At 47.8% G+C, this 16,095-nt stretch carries 13 protein-coding genes; 3 read left to right on the top strand and 10 right to left on the bottom strand.

Annotated features, from left to right (window positions below):
• Nucleotides 1–205: 205 nt before the first annotated feature.
• Both B5F77_RS03505 and B5F77_RS03500 read right to left on the bottom strand, forming a co-directional pair.
• Nucleotides 206–1,066: an RNA polymerase sigma factor RpoD/SigA gene (locus B5F77_RS03505; protein ID WP_087327701.1), complete on the bottom strand. Its 861-nt coding sequence runs from the start codon at nucleotides 1,064–1,066 to the stop codon at nucleotides 206–208.
• A 142-nt stretch (nucleotides 1,067–1,208) separates the two neighbouring features.
• Nucleotides 1,209–2,771 carry a Do family serine endopeptidase gene (locus B5F77_RS03500; protein WP_087327716.1) on the bottom strand — a complete coding sequence of 521 codons (1,563 nt, stop codon included), beginning with the start codon at nucleotides 2,769–2,771 and terminating at the stop codon, nucleotides 1,209–1,211.
• 583 nt (nucleotides 2,772–3,354) lie between these two features.
• On the opposite strand from B5F77_RS03500, the gene B5F77_RS03495 reads away from it, so the two are divergent.
• The 3 genes from B5F77_RS03495 to B5F77_RS03485 are packed head-to-tail and all read left to right on the top strand — an operon-like array spanning nucleotide 3,355 to nucleotide 5,240.
• A complete protein-coding gene (locus B5F77_RS03495; protein WP_087327698.1) occupies nucleotides 3,355–4,047 on the top strand; it encodes a hypothetical protein in 693 nt (230 codons plus the stop codon).
• A complete protein-coding gene (locus B5F77_RS03490; protein ID WP_087327695.1) occupies nucleotides 4,040–4,231 on the top strand; it encodes a hypothetical protein in 192 nt (63 codons plus the stop codon). Before B5F77_RS03495 ends, B5F77_RS03490 begins: the two co-directional genes overlap by 8 nt.
• Nucleotides 4,232–4,238: 7 nt before the next feature.
• Nucleotides 4,239–5,240: a GGGtGRT protein gene (locus B5F77_RS03485; RefSeq protein ID WP_087327692.1), complete on the top strand. Its 1,002-nt coding sequence runs from the start codon at nucleotides 4,239–4,241 to the stop codon at nucleotides 5,238–5,240.
• Between the two features lie 71 nt (nucleotides 5,241–5,311).
• Here the strand turns inward: B5F77_RS03485 and B5F77_RS03480 are convergent, their stop codons facing one another.
• From B5F77_RS03480 to nusA, 8 genes are all read right to left on the bottom strand, one after another.
• Entirely contained in the window at nucleotides 5,312–6,526 is a 1,215-nt protein-coding gene (locus B5F77_RS03480; RefSeq protein ID WP_087327690.1) for a cysteine desulfurase, read from the bottom strand.
• Nucleotides 6,527–6,707: 181 nt separating this feature from the next.
• Nucleotides 6,708–8,051, bottom strand: coding sequence for a Fe-S cluster assembly protein SufD (gene sufD, locus B5F77_RS03475; RefSeq protein ID WP_087327687.1), 1,344 nt, complete (start codon nucleotides 8,049–8,051; stop codon nucleotides 6,708–6,710).
• A gap of 15 nt (nucleotides 8,052–8,066) precedes the next feature.
• Nucleotides 8,067–8,816, bottom strand: coding sequence for a Fe-S cluster assembly ATPase SufC (sufC, locus tag B5F77_RS03470; protein WP_087327684.1), 750 nt, complete (start codon nucleotides 8,814–8,816; stop codon nucleotides 8,067–8,069).
• Between the two features lie 45 nt (nucleotides 8,817–8,861).
• On the bottom strand, nucleotides 8,862–9,638 hold the full coding sequence (locus B5F77_RS03465; protein ID WP_140392806.1) for a hypothetical protein: 777 nt from the start codon (nucleotides 9,636–9,638) through the stop codon (nucleotides 8,862–8,864).
• A gap of 337 nt (nucleotides 9,639–9,975) precedes the next feature.
• Complete coding sequence (gene sufB, locus B5F77_RS03460; protein WP_087327678.1) at nucleotides 9,976–11,421, bottom strand: Fe-S cluster assembly protein SufB; 1,446 nt, start codon at nucleotides 11,419–11,421, stop codon at nucleotides 9,976–9,978.
• Nucleotides 11,422–11,424: 3 nt separating this feature from the next.
• Nucleotides 11,425–11,931 carry a CvpA family protein gene (locus B5F77_RS03455; protein ID WP_087327675.1) on the bottom strand — a complete coding sequence of 169 codons (507 nt, stop codon included), beginning with the start codon at nucleotides 11,929–11,931 and terminating at the stop codon, nucleotides 11,425–11,427.
• Nucleotide 11,932: 1 nt separating this feature from the next.
• A complete protein-coding gene (gene infB / locus B5F77_RS03450; protein WP_087327672.1) occupies nucleotides 11,933–14,806 on the bottom strand; it encodes a translation initiation factor IF-2 in 2,874 nt (957 codons plus the stop codon).
• Between the two features lie 20 nt (nucleotides 14,807–14,826).
• Nucleotides 14,827–16,092, bottom strand: a complete 1,266-nt coding sequence (nusA, locus tag B5F77_RS03445; RefSeq protein WP_087327669.1) for a transcription termination factor NusA — start codon at nucleotides 16,090–16,092, stop codon at nucleotides 14,827–14,829.
• Nucleotides 16,093–16,095 lie beyond the last annotated feature (3 nt).

Here is a 16,095-nt window from a genome sequence, read left to right as displayed (position 1 = left end):
GGGAGTACAATACCGGCAAGTATGTTCAAATAATCGTTTTCCATACTGCAAAATAAAGGTTTGTTCTTCAAACTAACAAATTTATCCCCACTAAATTTCTACTGAGCCGGAATATAGTTATGTTTGCCGCCCAATATAGGTATAAATAAAAAGCTTCCTATCTTTTGGGATAAGAAGCTTTTTTCGTATGAATCTCTCTACGAGATTAACCCAAATACGATTTGAGGAGTTTGCTACGCGTTCCTTGTCTTAATCTTCTGATGGCTTTTTCCTTGATTTGGCGGACGCGCTCACGAGTGAGACCAAACTTGTCGCCAATCTCTTCCAATGTCATTTCTTGACACCCAATACCGAAAAACATTTTGATAATATCACTTTCTCTTTCGGTCAATGTAGCAAGAGCTCTATCAATTTCCTTCGATAATGATTCGTTCATCAACGACCGGTCGGCTATCGGAGCGTCGTCGTTCACAAGCACATCCAGCAGGCTATTGTCTTCACCTTCTACGAAAGGAGCGTCGACCGAGATATGACGGCCTGACACTTTCATCGTATCGGAAATCTTATCCACTGGTATATCCAATTCTTCTGCAAGCTCTTCAGGCGATGGGCGACGTTCGTTTTCTTGTTCGAATTTGGAAAAGGCTTTGCTGATTTTATTCAACGAACCTACCTGATTCAATGGCAAACGAACAATACGTGCTTGCTCTGCTAATGCTTGCAAAATAGATTGGCGAATCCACCATACGGCATAGGAAATGAACTTAAAGCCTCGTGTTTCATCGAACTTCTCTGCCGCTTTAATCAAACCTAAGTTGCCTTCATTTATCAAGTCTGGCAAACTTAATCCTTGGTTTTGATACTGTTTAGCGACGGATACCACGAAACGCAAATTCGCTCTTGTCAACTTCTCTAATGCTTTACGGTCTCCTCTTTTGATTGCCTGTGCCAACTCAACTTCCTCTTCTACTGTGATAAGATCTTCTCGGCCAATTTCCTGAAGATACTTATCCAATGAAGCGCTTTCGCGGTTGGTTATGGACTTTGTAATTTTTAATTGTCTCATCCAGCGAATTAAATTGAAAATACAGACTGCAAAAGTAATACTTTTTCTTCAAATGGTATTAGCTGGACGCTTCACACGCCCAGCTAATTATAATCATTTAACCAAATTCTTTCCCGAAAATTTGCTTTTTCAGGAAATTTATTTATTCATTTAAGTCGATTGCGTAGATTTTCGTCCTTCCATTTTCTGGATAGAAGCCTTTGATGACCAAGAACCGTTCATCAGATGAACTCTTCAAAAGACGGTCTACCATCTTTTCCAGCTGTTCGGGCGCAGAAATCTTTTGATCGTTTACGACCATGATGATAAATCCTTTCTTGATACCTGCATCACGCAACTTACCATTCAGTAATCCCGTTACTTCGATACCGTAGCTTACACCCAGTTCGCGTTTTTGCTGGTTGCTCAATGGTTCGAATGCGGCACCTAAAACATCGGCACTGTTTCCTTTGACTGCCTCAATGACCCGCGTGCTACCTTCTGCATTTTTCAGTTCCACTTCGAAGGTTTTCTCTGTCCCTTGGCGATTTACCGTCACTTTTACTTTATCACCTGGGCGATACTTGTTAATCTGTTCTTGCAGTGTATGACTGGATTTCACCTTCGTGCCATTGATTGCTATAATGACATCGCCCTTCTCGATACCTGCAGCTTTTGCGGCACTCTTTTCGGCAAAGTCGGAAACATAAGCACCTTCCGATACTTTTATCTTTTCCTTCATGGCTTCATATTCCTTCTTGTATTCGTCGGGCATATTAGGATAGCTCAATGCTTCCATAATGTCGTCTACGCCGATCATCATAACGCCCAACATGGCGCGCTGAACGGTACCGTATTGCTTCAAGTCGCTGGCTACTTTCCCGGCTATGCTGATAGGCACGGCAAAGGAATATCCCGCAAAATTACCCGTCTCTGAATAAATCATGGTATTGATACCAACCAATTCTCCTTTCGTATTCACCAATGCACCGCCACTGTTTCCTGGATTTACAGCAGCATCCGTCTGGATGAACGATTGGATTTTATTCTTGTCATTATTGCCTGTCATCGTGAAGCCACGTCCTTTGGCACTTACAATACCAGCCGTCACGGTAGAAGTCAAGTTGAAAGGATTACCAACGGCTAATACCCATTCGCCTACCTTTAGCTTTTCCGAATCGCCGAAGGGGATTGTTGGTAAATCTTTCGCGTCTATTTTAATCAAGGCGATATCTGTTACTGGATCGGTACCTATTAATTTCGCCTCGAATTTCCGGTTATCATTCAACGTCACTTCCAATTCGTCCGCGCCTTCTACCACGTGATTGTTCGTAATGATATATCCATCGGTTGAGATAATCACACCCGAACCCGAACCTACTTTCGGTTGCGGTTGAGGACGTTGAAAACCTCCTCCGAAACCAAAGAACAACTCAAAGGGGTCGACATAACGCCCATCCATCGAAGGCTCTGAAGCATTCGTGGTGGCCATAATATGTACTACGCCATGCACAGCGCTCTCGGCCGCCGCCGTGAAGTCCGTATTCTCGGCCGCTACATTATTATAATTCACCAAACGTACCGGCTGGTTGAATACCGACGCCGTACTGTCACCCGCCGCATACGATTGTTTACTCATTATATAATTATTCGTTCCAATAGCCGTACCGGCACTTATGGCAGCTACCAAGGCTACCCCTATCACACCTTTCCAAACTGTTTTCATAATACAATCGTTTAGTTCAACATTCACTTTTTTATCTTTCGATGCGACAAAGAAAGAGCAAAAAATGTACATATATTCCTTTTGCACTTGATTTTTTATCACTTTTAACCTGCTCACTTTCCGCATAAAGCCCACTTAACAGTATCTTGTATCGCAAAGTACCTTTTTAACATTCCATTCCTGCCATTATTTCTGCCTGAAAGAGGAAGGTTACTGCTAAAAAGGCAGATTCCGAAAAGGGGAAATGCCTGGGGAAAACTTTTCAAGTCGGGCAAGAAAACTTTCTTTTATGCTGAACAATTCTTGGCGTATCGACGATGTTTGTATAAATATCGTCGATATTTATGTATCTTCAACCTAAAGATATAAAAATATCGACGATACGTGGAGAATAGAAAAGGAGGAAAACAAAAATTGTCAACAGGAAACGTTTTTGTCCGTAGGCAGCAAACAAAGATTATGTCAAAAAAATAGGGGTGCATATTGCCGGAGCCAATAAAAATATCTACCTTTGTAGGGTCTTATATAAAAAGTGAGATTACAAGGTTTTAGTGTTATTAGAAACATAAATAAATTAGCGATTATGGTTTATTCACATGAAGTGCAACACATGTGTGTTGTGAAAAAGGGCGCTAACCATCCTTGCGCTCCGATTCCAGAAGAAGGAAAATGGGTGAGAGCAACTCAGATTACTGACATTTCAGGTTTGACTCACGGTATCGGTTGGTGCGCTCCGAAGCAGGGTGCTTGTAAATTAACGCTGAACGTGAAGGACGGAATCATTGAAGAAGCATTGGTGGAAACATTAGGTTGCTCGGGTATGACGCACTCGGCAGCTATGGCATCTGAAATTCTCCCGGGTAAGACATTGCTGGAAGCTCTGAATACAGATTTGGTTTGTGACGCTATCAATACAGCAATGCGTGAATTGTTCCTTCAGATTGTTTACGGTCGTACGCAATCAGCTTTCTCGGAAGGCGGTTTGGTTATTGGCGCTTCTTTGGAAGATTTAGGAAAAGGTCTTCGTAGCCAAGTAGGTACGATGTTCGGTACAAAAGTAAAAGGAACTCGTTACTTGGAAATGGCAGAAGGTTATTGCACACGCATGGCTTTAGATGCAAACGATGAAGTAATCGGTTATGAATTTGTTCACCTAGGCAAGTTCATGGATATGGTGAAGAAAGGTGTAGATGCCAACGAAGCATTGGCTAAGGCTAAAGGTACTTACGGACGTTTCAAAGACGCAGTAAAATATATCGATCCTCGTAATGAATAAGAAAATCTTGACACGAATCCTCATCGGGCTTATCCTGATTACAGTAGTAGGGACAGGTATCACTTATTTTGTGATGAAAGGAGAGAAGCCTTGGATGGCGTTCTTCGTAGCTTGTTGTGGAGGCGTGCTGGTTTTCAATTTCTTAGTTTCATTATTTCTCGTACAAAAGAATTTTAAAAAGTAAAAAGAATATGGCTTTATTTGAAAGTTACGACCGCAGAATCGATCATATCAACGCGGTTTTGAATGAATATGGTATCAATGGCATCGAAGACGCAAAAGCTATTTGCGAAGCGAAAGGCCTTGACCCTTATACAATGTGTAAAGAGACGCAGCCTATCTGCTTCGAAAATGCTTGCTGGGCTTATGTGGTAGGTGCTGCTATCGCTATTAAGAAAGGTTGCACCAATGCAGCGGATGCAGCAGAGGCTATCGGTATTGGTTTGCAGGCATTCTGTATCAAAGGTTCTGTGGCTGACGACCGTAAGGTAGGTATCGGTCACGGTAATTTGGCAGCTCGTTTGCTCCGCGAAGAAACAAAGTGCTTCGCTTTCTTGGCAGGTCACGAATCTTTTGCAGCAGCTGAAGGTGCTATCAAGATTGCTGAAATGGCAAACAAAGTACGTAAGACTCCGCTTCGTGTTATCTTGAACGGTCTGGGTAAAGACGCTGCGAAGATTATCTCTCGTATCAACGGCTTTACTTACGTTCAGACTCAGTTCGATTACATGACGGGCGAAGTGAATGTCGTAGAAGAAATCCCTTACTCAGACGGTCTCCGTTCAAAAGTAAAATGCTACGGCGCTGATGATGTTCGCGAAGGTGTAGCCATCATGTGGAAGGAAGATGTAGATGTTTCTATCACGGGTAACTCTACGAACCCGACTCGCTTCCAGCACCCAGTTGCCGGAACTTACAAGAAAGAACGCGTATTGGCTGGCAAGCCGTACTTCTCTGTAGCTTCTGGTGGTGGTACGGGACGTACATTGCATCCGGATAACATGGCAGCAGGTCCTGCATCTTACGGTATGACCGACACGATGGGTCGTATGCACTCCGACGCACAGTTCGCTGGTTCTTCATCTGTTCCAGCACACGTAGAAATGATGGGCTTCCTCGGAATGGGTAACAACCCGATGGTAGGTGCAACGGTGGCTGTTGCAGTGGCTATCGAAGAGGCAATGAAGAAGTAAAAAGATTCTTCTTTAGATATAAACTCCTGTAATCCTCGTGGTTGCAGGAGTTTTTTGTTATAGAGATAATATTAAAACATCTTCCGGATCCGTTCGATACCTTCCGCCAAGATGTCGATTTCTTCTTTCGTATTATAGAACGAGAAAGAGGCACGGACGGTACCTTCGATGCCTAAGGCTTGCATGAGCGGCTGAGCACAATGGTGTCCGGTGCGGACGGCGATGCCCAGATGGTCGAGCAACATGCCCATATCATAATGATGAATCGAACCGACGAGGAAAGAGAGCACGGCTCCCTTATCTGCAGCAGTCCCCAAGATGCGCATTCCTTCGATAGCTGAAAGACGCTCGGTAGCATAGCGGAGCAACTCTTGTTCGTACATAGCAATATGATCCATTCCCAGTTTTTCCACATAGCGAAGTGCTTCCGCAAGGGCAGTGCTTCCAATGAAGTCGGGCGTTCCTGCTTCGAATTTGAACGGCAGTTCGCCAAATACCGTTTTCTCGAACGAGACGGAAGCGATCATTTCGCCTCCCCCTTGGTAAGGAGGCAAGCGGTCAAGCCATTCTTCTTTCCCGTAAAGTACGCCAATACCTGTGGGGCCATAAATCTTATGTCCGGAAAAGACGTAGAACTCGACATCCAAATCTTGTACGTCCACCTTCATGTGCGGAGTCGATTGGGCGCCGTCTACCAATACTGGCACGCCTTGTTCGTGAGCGATAGCGATGATTTCCTTCACAGGATTTACCGTTCCAAGGACATTCGAGACCTGCGTTACGGCAACTAATCGCGTCCGTTCGGTGAAAAGCTTTTTGTATTCATCCAACTGCAATTCGCCTCGTTCGTTCATCGGGATGACACGAAGTGTAATACCCTTTTTGGCTGCTTGGATTTGCCAGGGCACGATGTTGGAATGATGTTCCATAACGGAAAGAATCACCTCGTCGCCCGCCGACATACATTCGTCCGTAAAACTGGAAGCTACCAGATTGATGGATTCCGTTGTGCCGCGCGTGAAGACGATTTCATTCGACGAACGGGCATTTAGGAAGTGCTGTACCGTTTGTCGCGCTTCTTCGTGTGCTTCAGTTGCTTCTTGGCTTAAGAAATGGACACCCCGGTGAATATTGGCATTTACATTATAATAACCCTTTTCAATCTTTTCCACTACGCAGCGCGGTTTCTGTGTTGTGGCCGCATTGTCCAGATAGACCAACGGTTTTCCATATACTTGATGCGAAAGGATGGGGAAATCTTCCCGAATAGTTTGTATATCTAACATAATGTTTTCTCCTATGCTATTAAAACAGCTCCAAAGATACGAAAAAACCATTATCCCTACTACGCTTTCGGGATAATGGCCATGCACTAAAAATAGAAATATTCAAGGATACAACCCCTAAACTTTTGAGTGCAAATATAAAACCTTATCCATTACAAAATCATGACAGCAATATGTCATTTTATTTACAGATTCGACAACCGGCGCATTTGGCCAATTCGCCGCGGAATCGCTTCTCAACTAATTTATGTAGGCGGTCTTTCAGTGCGTCTACGCGGATATGCTCAATGACGTCGGAGGTAAAAGCGACGCTTAGCAACATGCGCGCCTCCTCGCGTGAAATACCGCGGCTCTGCATATAAAAGAGGGCATTCTCGTCCAATTGGCCGGTAGTCATCCCATGCGAGCATTTGACGTCGTCGGCATAGATTTCCAATTGCGGTTTGCTGTACATGCGGCATTCGCGTGTGGTGCAGAGGTTGCGGTTCGTCTGGTAGGCAGAGGTCTTATCTGCCCCTTGCTTTACGAGGATACGTCCACTGAACACACCGACGGCGTGGTCGTTCAGGACGTTCTTGAATAATTCATTACATGTACAACGTGGAACGTGGTGTGTTACGTGCGAGTAAGTATCCAACTGTTGTTCGCGGTCGAGCACTGACATACCACAGAGCGAAATCTCAGCTCCTTCGCCTTCCAACGAAACGTGATAGTTGTTGCGCGTCAGGCCGTTCGTCAAGGTGATACCATTGACCACTACGTTTGAGTTTGCTGCTTGCTTTACGTAGAGCGATGAGAAACGGGTAGTCGACACGCTACTCTCCTCCAGGTCATAGTAATCGGCGCGGGCGTTGGCGCCGGCAAAGAGCTCAACGACTTGGTTGGAAAGGAACTTCACGTCGTCGATGCTATGGTCGCACGCGAGGAGTTTCGCTTCGGCTCCTTCTTCGACAATGAAAAGGATGCGGCGGTTGGCCATCGTGTCCACGTCGCTTCGGAAGACATTTACTAATTGGATAGGACGTTCTACGACTGTGGCTTTGGGAACGTACACCACGAAACCATCTTGCGCTAGCATGGTGTTGAGTGCCGTCATGCCATTCATGGCCAATGCGGCTGCTTTTCCGTAATAACGTCCGGCCACTTCCGGGTATTGCTGTGCGAACTCGGCCAGTCCACCGGCATAAACGCCTTCCGGCAGGTGCGCTTTGGGTAATGCTTTATTATAGAACATATCGTTCACGACGAAATACAGCGAAGTGCTTAAGTTAGGCACGTCGCAACGGAACACGTCGTAGGGATTCACCGGAATCTCCAGCTGGTTCAGGTTCAATCCATAGTCGGGAGCGAAGGCTCTCGCCACGTCGGTGTATTTATAATCTTCCCCTTTCAGCGAAGGAAATCCCAGTCGTTCGAACTCGGCAAACGCTTCCGCCCGAAGTGCATTCAGTACCGGCGCGCTTTTGCGGCAAATCAAATCCTCGCATTGGGAGAAAAGGTCTATGTATTGTTGTTCAGCTTTCATAAAACAGCTTGTCAATTATTCGAATTCTTTCTTTATCCAGTCGTAGCCTCGTTCTTCCAGTTCAAGTGCCAGTTCCGGGCCGGCCGTTTTCACGATGCGCCCTTTGTAGAGCACATGCACGATGTCGGGCTTGATGTAATCGAGGAGGCGCTGGTAGTGGGTGATGACGATGGTGGCGTTGTCGGCCCGTTTTAGCTTGTTCACTCCGCTTGCCACGATGCGCAGGGCGTCGATGTCGAGTCCGCTGTCTGTCTCGTCGAGGATGGAGAGCTTCGGTTCGAGCATCGCCATTTGGAATATCTCGTTCCGCTTCTTTTCTCCGCCTGAGAATCCTTCGTTCACGCTCCGGCTGGCTAGTTTGTTGTCCAACTCCACGATGGCACGTTTTTCGCGCATCATCTTCAGGAAATCAGTGGCCGATACGGGCGGAAGTCCTTTGTATTCGCGGTGCGCGTTCACGGCTGCCCGCATGAAGTTTACCATGCTCACGCCCGGAATCTCGACCGGATATTGGAAGCTCAGGAAGATCCCCTCGCGGCTACGGTCTTCGGGCGAGAACGCGAGGAGGTCTTTGCCGTTGAATGTCACTTCGCCTTCCGTCACCGTGAAGGCCGGATTACCCACCAGCACGCTGCTCAACGTACTTTTGCCCGATCCGTTCGGGCCCATAATGGCATGTACCTCGCCTGCTTTCACCGAGAGGTTGATGCCCTTTAATATTTCCTTGCCATTGATGTTGGCATGTAAGTTCTTTATCTCTAACATACGATTCTTTAACCTATATTCTTTTTATTCTTTGTTTTCTTGTTCTTATCGATATAATATCTGTTCTTGTAATTTCCGGTCGAGGCTTTCGTCCCACAAGTCGAATAGGAGTCCGCCGAGTCCGCCTACGCTCTGCAAATCCCGCTCGGAGAAGTGCATCGGGAAGGTCAGCCTGATTCCCAGGCTCAGCCCGTGGTAGAGGCCTTTATCTTTTATCCGGAACGTCGTGCCGTCGTTGGTTGTGGCCTCGATGCGGGTTCGCGAATCGATTCCGATACCCAAATCATATCGCACCACCAGCGCGACCGATGAGAAAAGGTACACATCGACGCCTACCGATGGCACGAACGTTACGCGCGGATTAACTGCCGTTTGCCGAACCACAACCGATTGTCCGACTGATTCCCAGCCGGACGTATATTCTTCGCGCCGTCCGCTCCAGTTGAATTGCCACGCCGCACCCACGTAGGGTTGCACCAGCCAGTCGTTGGGGACGAAATAACGCTTGGCACCTATCGAGATACCTTCCATCGTCCGGTTCGTGTGCCCATAATCCAATGTCGTACGATAGTATCCCGCTTGGATACTCCATTTCTTCGGCAAAAAATATTCGCCGCGCACCGACTGCCATTGCCCGCGGCCCGTCGATACCTGCTGCGGATTTTCCTGCAGGAGCGGCTTGACCATCACGCCGCCCGTGTATTCCAATCCCCATCGCGCCCCGCCTTCGTCGTCGCCCGTGCAAAACTGCGCTTGCAGTCCGCCGAGCGGGCAAAACGCCCAAAGGCAGCACCAAATCCATCTGTTTCGCTTCGCTCTCATTCGATTTTCTTTTTAGAAGCCTGTACCCTCTTTGTTTTGCTGCAATTTGCCCGCTGAGTCTCAGTGAAAGAATTTCCTTAGGGAAATTTGTTCGCTGAACCTCAGTGAAGGAATTTCCTTAGGGAAATTTGCCCGCTGAGCCTCAGTGAAGGAATTTCCTTAGGGAAATTTGCCCGCTGAGCCTCAGTGAAGGAATTTCCTTGGGGAAATTTGCCCGCTGAGCCTCAGTGAAAGAATTTCCTTGGGGAAATTTGTCCGCTGAGCCTCAGTGAAAGAATTTCCTTGGGGAAATTTGTCCGCTGAGCCTCAGGGAGAGGATTGCAGGGCTGCATAAGCCTCATCCGACGCTTCCTTCGAGTGAGATGCTGAGCAATTTCTGCGCTTCGACGGCAAATTCCATCGGGAGCTTGTTCATCACTTCGCGAGCATACCCGTTGACGATAAGTCCCACGGCCTCTTCGGTCGAGATACCGCGCTGCTGGCAGTAGAAGAGCTGCTCCTCGCTGATTTTGCTGGTGGTCGCCTCGTGTTCTACGATTGCCGTTTCGTTTTGTATGTCGGCGTAAGGGAACGTGTGCGCGCCGCAGGTGGGACTGAGCAAAAGGCTGTCGCACTGGCTGTGGTTGCGTGCCCCCTCGGCGCGTGGCGAGACCTTCACCAGCCCACGGTAGCTGTTCTGGCTATGCCCGGCGGAGATGCCTTTCGAGACAATCGTGCTGCGCGTGTTCCGCCCCAAGTGAATCATCTTCGTGCCCGTATCGGCCTGCTGGTAATTGTTCGTCACGGCGACGGAGTAGAACTCGCCCACCGAATTGTCGCCCGCAAGGATGCAACTGGGGTATTTCCAGGTGATAGCGGAGCCGGTTTCCACTTGCGTCCACGAAATCTTGCTGCCTTCGCCTTTGCAGAGGCCGCGCTTCGTGACGAAGTTGTAGATTCCGCCCTTCCCCTCCTTGTCGCCCGGATACCAGTTCTGCACGGTCGAGTATTTCACCTCGGCATGGTCGTGGGCGATGATTTCCACGATGGCGGCATGGAGCTGGTTCTCGTCGCGCATCGGGGCGGTGCACCCTTCGAGGTAAGAGACGTAGGATTCGTCGTCCGCCACAATGAGGGTGCGCTCGAACTGCCCCGTGTTTTGCGCATTGATTCGGAAATAGGTGGAAAGCTCCATGGGGCAGCGCACGCCCTTCGGGATGTAAATGAACGACCCGTCGGAGAAGACCGCCGAGTTGAGTGCCGCAAAGAAATTATCGCGGTAACTCACCACGCTTCCGAGATACTTCTGCACCAAATCAGGGTGATGCTGCACCGCCTCGCTGAACGAGCAGAAGATAATGCCCTTTTCCGCGAGGTTCTCCTTGAAGGTGGTCTTCACCGAGACGCTGTCCATGACGGCATCCACCGCCATGCCGCTCAGTACCTTCTGCTCCTCAAGCGGAATGCCCAGCTTGTCGAAGGTCTTGAGCAATTCGGGGTCCACCTCGTCCATGCTCTTCGGCCCCTCTTTTTGCTTTGGGGCAGCGTAATAAATGATGTCTTGATAATCGATAGGAGGGATGCGGAGGAGCGCCCAGTCCGGCATCTCCAACGTCTGCCAATAGCGGAAGGCCTTCAGGCGAAATTCCAGCAACCACTCCGGTTCGTTCTTTTTGGCAGAGATGAGGCGGATGGTCTCTTCGTCCAATCCTCGATGAATGACATCGGTATCTATATCCGTCACGAAACCATACTTGTAATCGCCTTTCGTGACTTCGTCCAATACAGTTTTTGAATCTTGCATACCTTATATATTTATAGCTTGTTGCGTCTTACTAAACAAGTCTGCAGGGAAAATGGTTGGGACAATTTGCTTAATTGGCGCGTAAAAACGGGATTCGACCTTGGTCTCGCGCGGAATCCAATGCGAACTGGCGTCGAGATATTCCATGCCGTTCAGCAGCAAACTCAGGAAGAACATCATACACATCAACCCGAAGAAACCGCCCAGCAGGTGGTTCAATATACCTAACGGCGTGATGCCAATCAAATGCCCCATGGCATCGCCTGCCAACTTCAGCACGCCCACAATCAGCATGAAGCCCAAGACGTAACTTGCAATCGTCACCCCATAATCCGGCAACCATCCCAGCTGGGCGATGTAGCCTTTCAACCACGCCGCTACTTCCGCACAAAAGAGAATCGCGGCCACCAGGGCTATAAGCGAAACAACCTGTTTGACGATACCGTCAAACAGGCCCTTTACCAATCCAATTCCTGCCAATACAAGCAGAACAATGTCTAACCAATTCACACTATAATGTTTTCTTTACTTCCGTTTCTTCATACGCTTCGATGATATCGCCTACCTGAACATTATCGAAGTTGGCAATATTCAGACCGCAATCTTGCCCCGCGACAACCTCTTTCACGTCGTCCTTGAAGCGCTTCAACGATCCCAGTTCGCCGGAATGGATGACGATACCGTCGCGAATCAGGCGCACTTTGTTGCTCCGTTTGATTTTGCCTTCCTTCACGATACAGCCCGCAACCGTACCCACTTTCGAAATCTTGAATACCTGTTGCACTTCGACGTTCGCCGTAACCTCTTCCTTGATATCCGGAGAGAGCATACCTTCCATTGCGCTCTTCACCTCGTTGATGGCATCATAGATAATAGAATACAAACGAATTTCTACACCTTCACGCTCGGCACTGCGACGTGCTAACTGAGACGGGCGTACTTGGAAACCGATGATGATGGCATTCGACGCCGCAGCCAAGGTTACATCCGATTCGGAAATCTGTCCCACAGCTTTGTGGATGACGTTCACCTGAATCTCTTCCGTAGAGAGGCGAATCAACGAATCCGACAATGCCTCGACGGAACCATCCACATCGCCCTTCACGATAACGTTCAGCTCTTGGAAGTTTCCTACTGCAATACGGCGGCCGATATCGTCCAACGTCAACATCTTCTGCGTACGTAAACCCAATTCGCGCTGTAATTGTTCGCGGCGGGTGGCAATCTCGCGAGCCTCTTGGTCTGTGTCCAATACATGGAAGGTGTCGCCTGCTTGTGGAGCTCCGTTCAGACCCAATATCAATACCGGTTCCGACGGTCCTGCCTGCTGCACGCGCTGATTACGTTCGTTGAACATGGCCTTGATACGGCCGTAGTGCGTACCAGCCAACACGATATCACCCATCTTCAGCGTACCGTTCTCTACCAGAACCGTAGAAACATAGCCGCGTCCCTTATCCAGCGATGACTCGATGATAGAACCCGTAGCCTTACGCATCGGATTGGCTTTCAAATCCAGCAAGTCGGCTTCCAGCAAGACCTTTTCCAATAACTCGTCCACGCCGATGCCTTTCTTAGCCGATATTTCCTGGCATTGGTATTTGCCGCCCCAATCTTCCACCAGATAATTCATATTCGCCAGTTCCTCTTTGATTTTATCTGGATTCGCGTGAGGTTTATCTATCTTGTTAATCGCAAATACAATCGGAACTCCAGCTGCCGAAGCATGGTTGATGGCCTCTACAGTTTGAGGCATTACCGCATCGTCTGCCGCTACGATAATAATAGCGATATCCGTCACTTTCGCACCGCGGGCACGCATCGCGGTAAATGCTTCGTGTCCCGGCGTATCCAGGAAGGTAATGTGGCGACCGTTAGCCAATGTCACGTTATAAGCACCGATATGCTGTGTGATACCGCCGGCCTCGCCCGCAATCACATTCGCATTTCGGATATTATCCAAGAGCGATGTTTTACCGTGGTCGACGTGTCCCATCACCGTGACGATAGGCGGACGTGGAACCCAATCTTCCTCGTTGTCATCTTCCTCTTCTGCTTTGATGGCTTCTACCACATCCGCGCTTACATATTCTGTTTGGAAACCAAATTCTTCGGCTACAATATTAATCGTTTCTGCATCCAAACGCTGGTTGATAGAAACCATGATGCCGATGCTCATACATGTAGCAATGACTTTGGTAACGGGCACATCCATCATGTTTGCCAAGTCGTTAGCCGTTACGAACTCTGTCAACTTCAGGATTTTGCTTTCCTTCTCTTCCTGTTCCTGCAATTCGTGCTCGCGTTTTTGGATGGCATCTCGTTTGTCGCGGCGATATTTAGCTCCTTTATTTGTCTTATTTCCTTTATTGGTCAGGCGGGCTAATGTCTCTTTGATTTGTTTTTGTACATCTTCCTCGCTGACTTCAGCTTTTACCGGCTTTTTGAGACGTTGCTTTCGATCATCCCGTTCTTTGCGTTCACGTCCCGGACGGAAATTCGTTCCCGAAACGCGTTCTACGTCTACGCGATCTTTTTTGATACGTTTCCGTTTCTTTTTTCCATCGCCTTCTTCCGTTTTTCCGGTTGTAGTAACAGCGTTGGTATTGTTATTGGAGGGACGTTGCGCGTCTTTTCCTCCTTTGGCATTCGATGGCTGTCCCGGGCGATTCCCATTATTGGCTTGCTTTTCGTCTCGTTCTTTCCGTCGTTCTTCTTTCGTCTTTTTCTTAGGACGAGTAGATTGATTGAGCGCTTCCAAATCAATCTTACCCATGACCTTAACCTTCGACTCAAGCCTTGGAGTCCCCAATCTGAAAACCGTATCCTCCGTTGTCTTAGCTTCTGCACTATTTTGCGTGCTTTCTTCCTGTTCGGATATGACCGCTTCAGGTTGCTTTTCTTCCGTTTTTTCCTTATCCACAATAATTTCTTTTACTTCTTCTTTTGCTGTTGTTTGCTCTTCTGCTTCATTCTGCGGCATTTGTATTTCTGCAACAGGCGGCTCGACAACATGTTCCGGTTCAATACTGATTTCTTCGTTTACTTCTTCTTTTTTTTCGGACTTATTTGTCGCATCCAAATCAATATGCCCTTTGGTCACAATTTTCGGGCGGAATTCCTCTGGAATCACTGTTTTGATTTCTGAAGGAGTTTCCTCTTCCCGAACCTTTTTTTTCTGAGACTTTGTCATTTGGAATGTACTGCTTCCCCCAACAGTTCTATTTTTCCCAAACTCCTTTACGAGCAAAGCATACTGTTCATCGCTTAATCTGGAATTCGAGTTGAACTCTTCATCCGTAAACCCTTTCTTATGGAGGAACTCAACCACTGTGTTGAGCCCCACCTTCATATCTTTTAATACATTACTTAATCTTATAGGCATATCAAACTTTGTCGTAAAACTTATTCATTATTATCTTCCTCAAATTCGGCAGCCAGGATTCGGTATACATCCTCTACTGTCGATTCCTCCAAGTCGGCGCGCTCTGCAAGTTCTTCTTGCGGGATAGCCAATACGTTCTTAGCCGTATAGCAACCGATATTTTTCAGCGCGTCAATTACCCATCCGTCTATTTCGTCGGCAAACTCGTCCAGATAGATATCTTCTTCGTCGGTGCCGTCGATATCACGGAATACATCAATCGTAAATCCTGTCAGCATGCAAGCTAACTTGATATTCAATCCACCCTTACCAATAGCCAGCGATACCTCTTCCGGGCGCAAATAGACCTCTGCCCGATGTTCTTCCTCGTTTACGCGGATGGAAGAAATCTTGGCGGGGCTTAATGCACGTTGGATGAACAGCGACGTATTCGTGGTATAATTGATTACGTCGATATTCTCATTCCGCAATTCGCGTACGATCCCATGAATACGCGAACCCTTCATTCCGACGCAAGCGCCCACCGGGTCGATGCGGTCGTCATACGATTCTACGGCTACTTTCGCCCGTTCGCCAGGTATGCGGGCGATGGCGCGAATCGTAATCAAGCCGTCATTTATTTCCGGTACCTCCAGCTCAAACAACCGTTGCAAGAACAATTTATCCGTACGCGAAAGGATGATTTTCGGGTTGTTGTTCACATTGTCTACCTTCTGGATAAGCGCGCGGGCTGTCTCTCCTTTGCGGTAGAAATCGCCCGGAATCTGTTCCGATTTCGGCAAGATGAGCTCATTCCCGTCATCGTCTAAAAGCAGCATCTCTTTCTTCCAAATCTGGTATACATCTGCCGCGATAATCGAACCGATTTTGTCTTTGTACTTGGCAAACAGGTTGTCTTTCTGCAATTCAAGAATCTTTGAAGACAAAGTCTGGCGCAAGTTCAGGATGGCACGGCGCCCGAAGTCTGCGAAATGCACCTCGTCTGTCAGCTCTTCACCCACTTGGTAATCGGCTTCGATTTTCCGCGCTTCCGTCAGCGAAATCTCTTTGTTCGGGTCGGTCAAATCTTCGTCGGCCACCACCTTGCGGTTTCTCCATATTTCAAAATCGCCCTTCTCGGGATTAATGATGACATCGTAGTTTTCGTCCGTGCCAAACATCTTCGCAATCACGTTGCGAAACGAATCTTCCAGCACGCTGATCATCGTGTCCTTATCGATATTTTTCAACTCCTTGAATTCCGCAAGGGTGTCAATCATACTGATTGTTTCCTCTTTCTTCGCCATAAC

Origin of the sequence: Parabacteroides sp. An277 (genome assembly GCF_002159645.1) — a bacterium.
Lineage (GTDB): Bacteria > Bacteroidota > Bacteroidia > Bacteroidales > Tannerellaceae > Parabacteroides.
The sequence above is the reverse complement of the archived record's forward strand: the minus strand, read 5'-3'. Positions and strand labels throughout refer to the sequence as shown.

Excerpts from the sequence above, each read along its gene's own strand:
- B5F77_RS03505 (WP_087327701.1), bottom strand. The coding sequence starts at position 1,066 with ATGAGACAATTAAAAATTACAAAGTCCATAACCAACCGCGAAAGCGCT.
- B5F77_RS03500 (WP_087327716.1), bottom strand. The coding sequence starts at position 2,771 with ATGAAAACAGTTTGGAAAGGTGTGATAGGGGTAGCCTTGGTAGCTGCC.
- B5F77_RS03495 (WP_087327698.1), top strand. The coding sequence starts at position 3,355 with ATGGTTTATTCACATGAAGTGCAACACATGTGTGTTGTGAAAAAGGGC.
- B5F77_RS03490 (WP_087327695.1), top strand. The coding sequence starts at position 4,040 with ATGAATAAGAAAATCTTGACACGAATCCTCATCGGGCTTATCCTGATT.
- B5F77_RS03485 (WP_087327692.1), top strand. The coding sequence starts at position 4,239 with ATGGCTTTATTTGAAAGTTACGACCGCAGAATCGATCATATCAACGCG.
- B5F77_RS03480 (WP_087327690.1), bottom strand. The coding sequence starts at position 6,526 with ATGTTAGATATACAAACTATTCGGGAAGATTTCCCCATCCTTTCGCAT.
- sufD (WP_087327687.1), bottom strand. The coding sequence starts at position 8,051 with ATGAAAGCTGAACAACAATACATAGACCTTTTCTCCCAATGCGAGGAT.
- sufC (WP_087327684.1), bottom strand. The coding sequence starts at position 8,816 with ATGTTAGAGATAAAGAACTTACATGCCAACATCAATGGCAAGGAAATA.
- B5F77_RS03465 (WP_140392806.1), bottom strand. The coding sequence starts at position 9,638 with ATGAGAGCGAAGCGAAACAGATGGATTTGGTGCTGCCTTTGGGCGTTT.
- sufB (WP_087327678.1), bottom strand. The coding sequence starts at position 11,421 with ATGCAAGATTCAAAAACTGTATTGGACGAAGTCACGAAAGGCGATTAC.
- infB (WP_087327672.1), bottom strand. The coding sequence starts at position 14,806 with ATGCCTATAAGATTAAGTAATGTATTAAAAGATATGAAGGTGGGGCTC.
- nusA (WP_087327669.1), bottom strand. The coding sequence starts at position 16,092 with ATGGCGAAGAAAGAGGAAACAATCAGTATGATTGACACCCTTGCGGAA.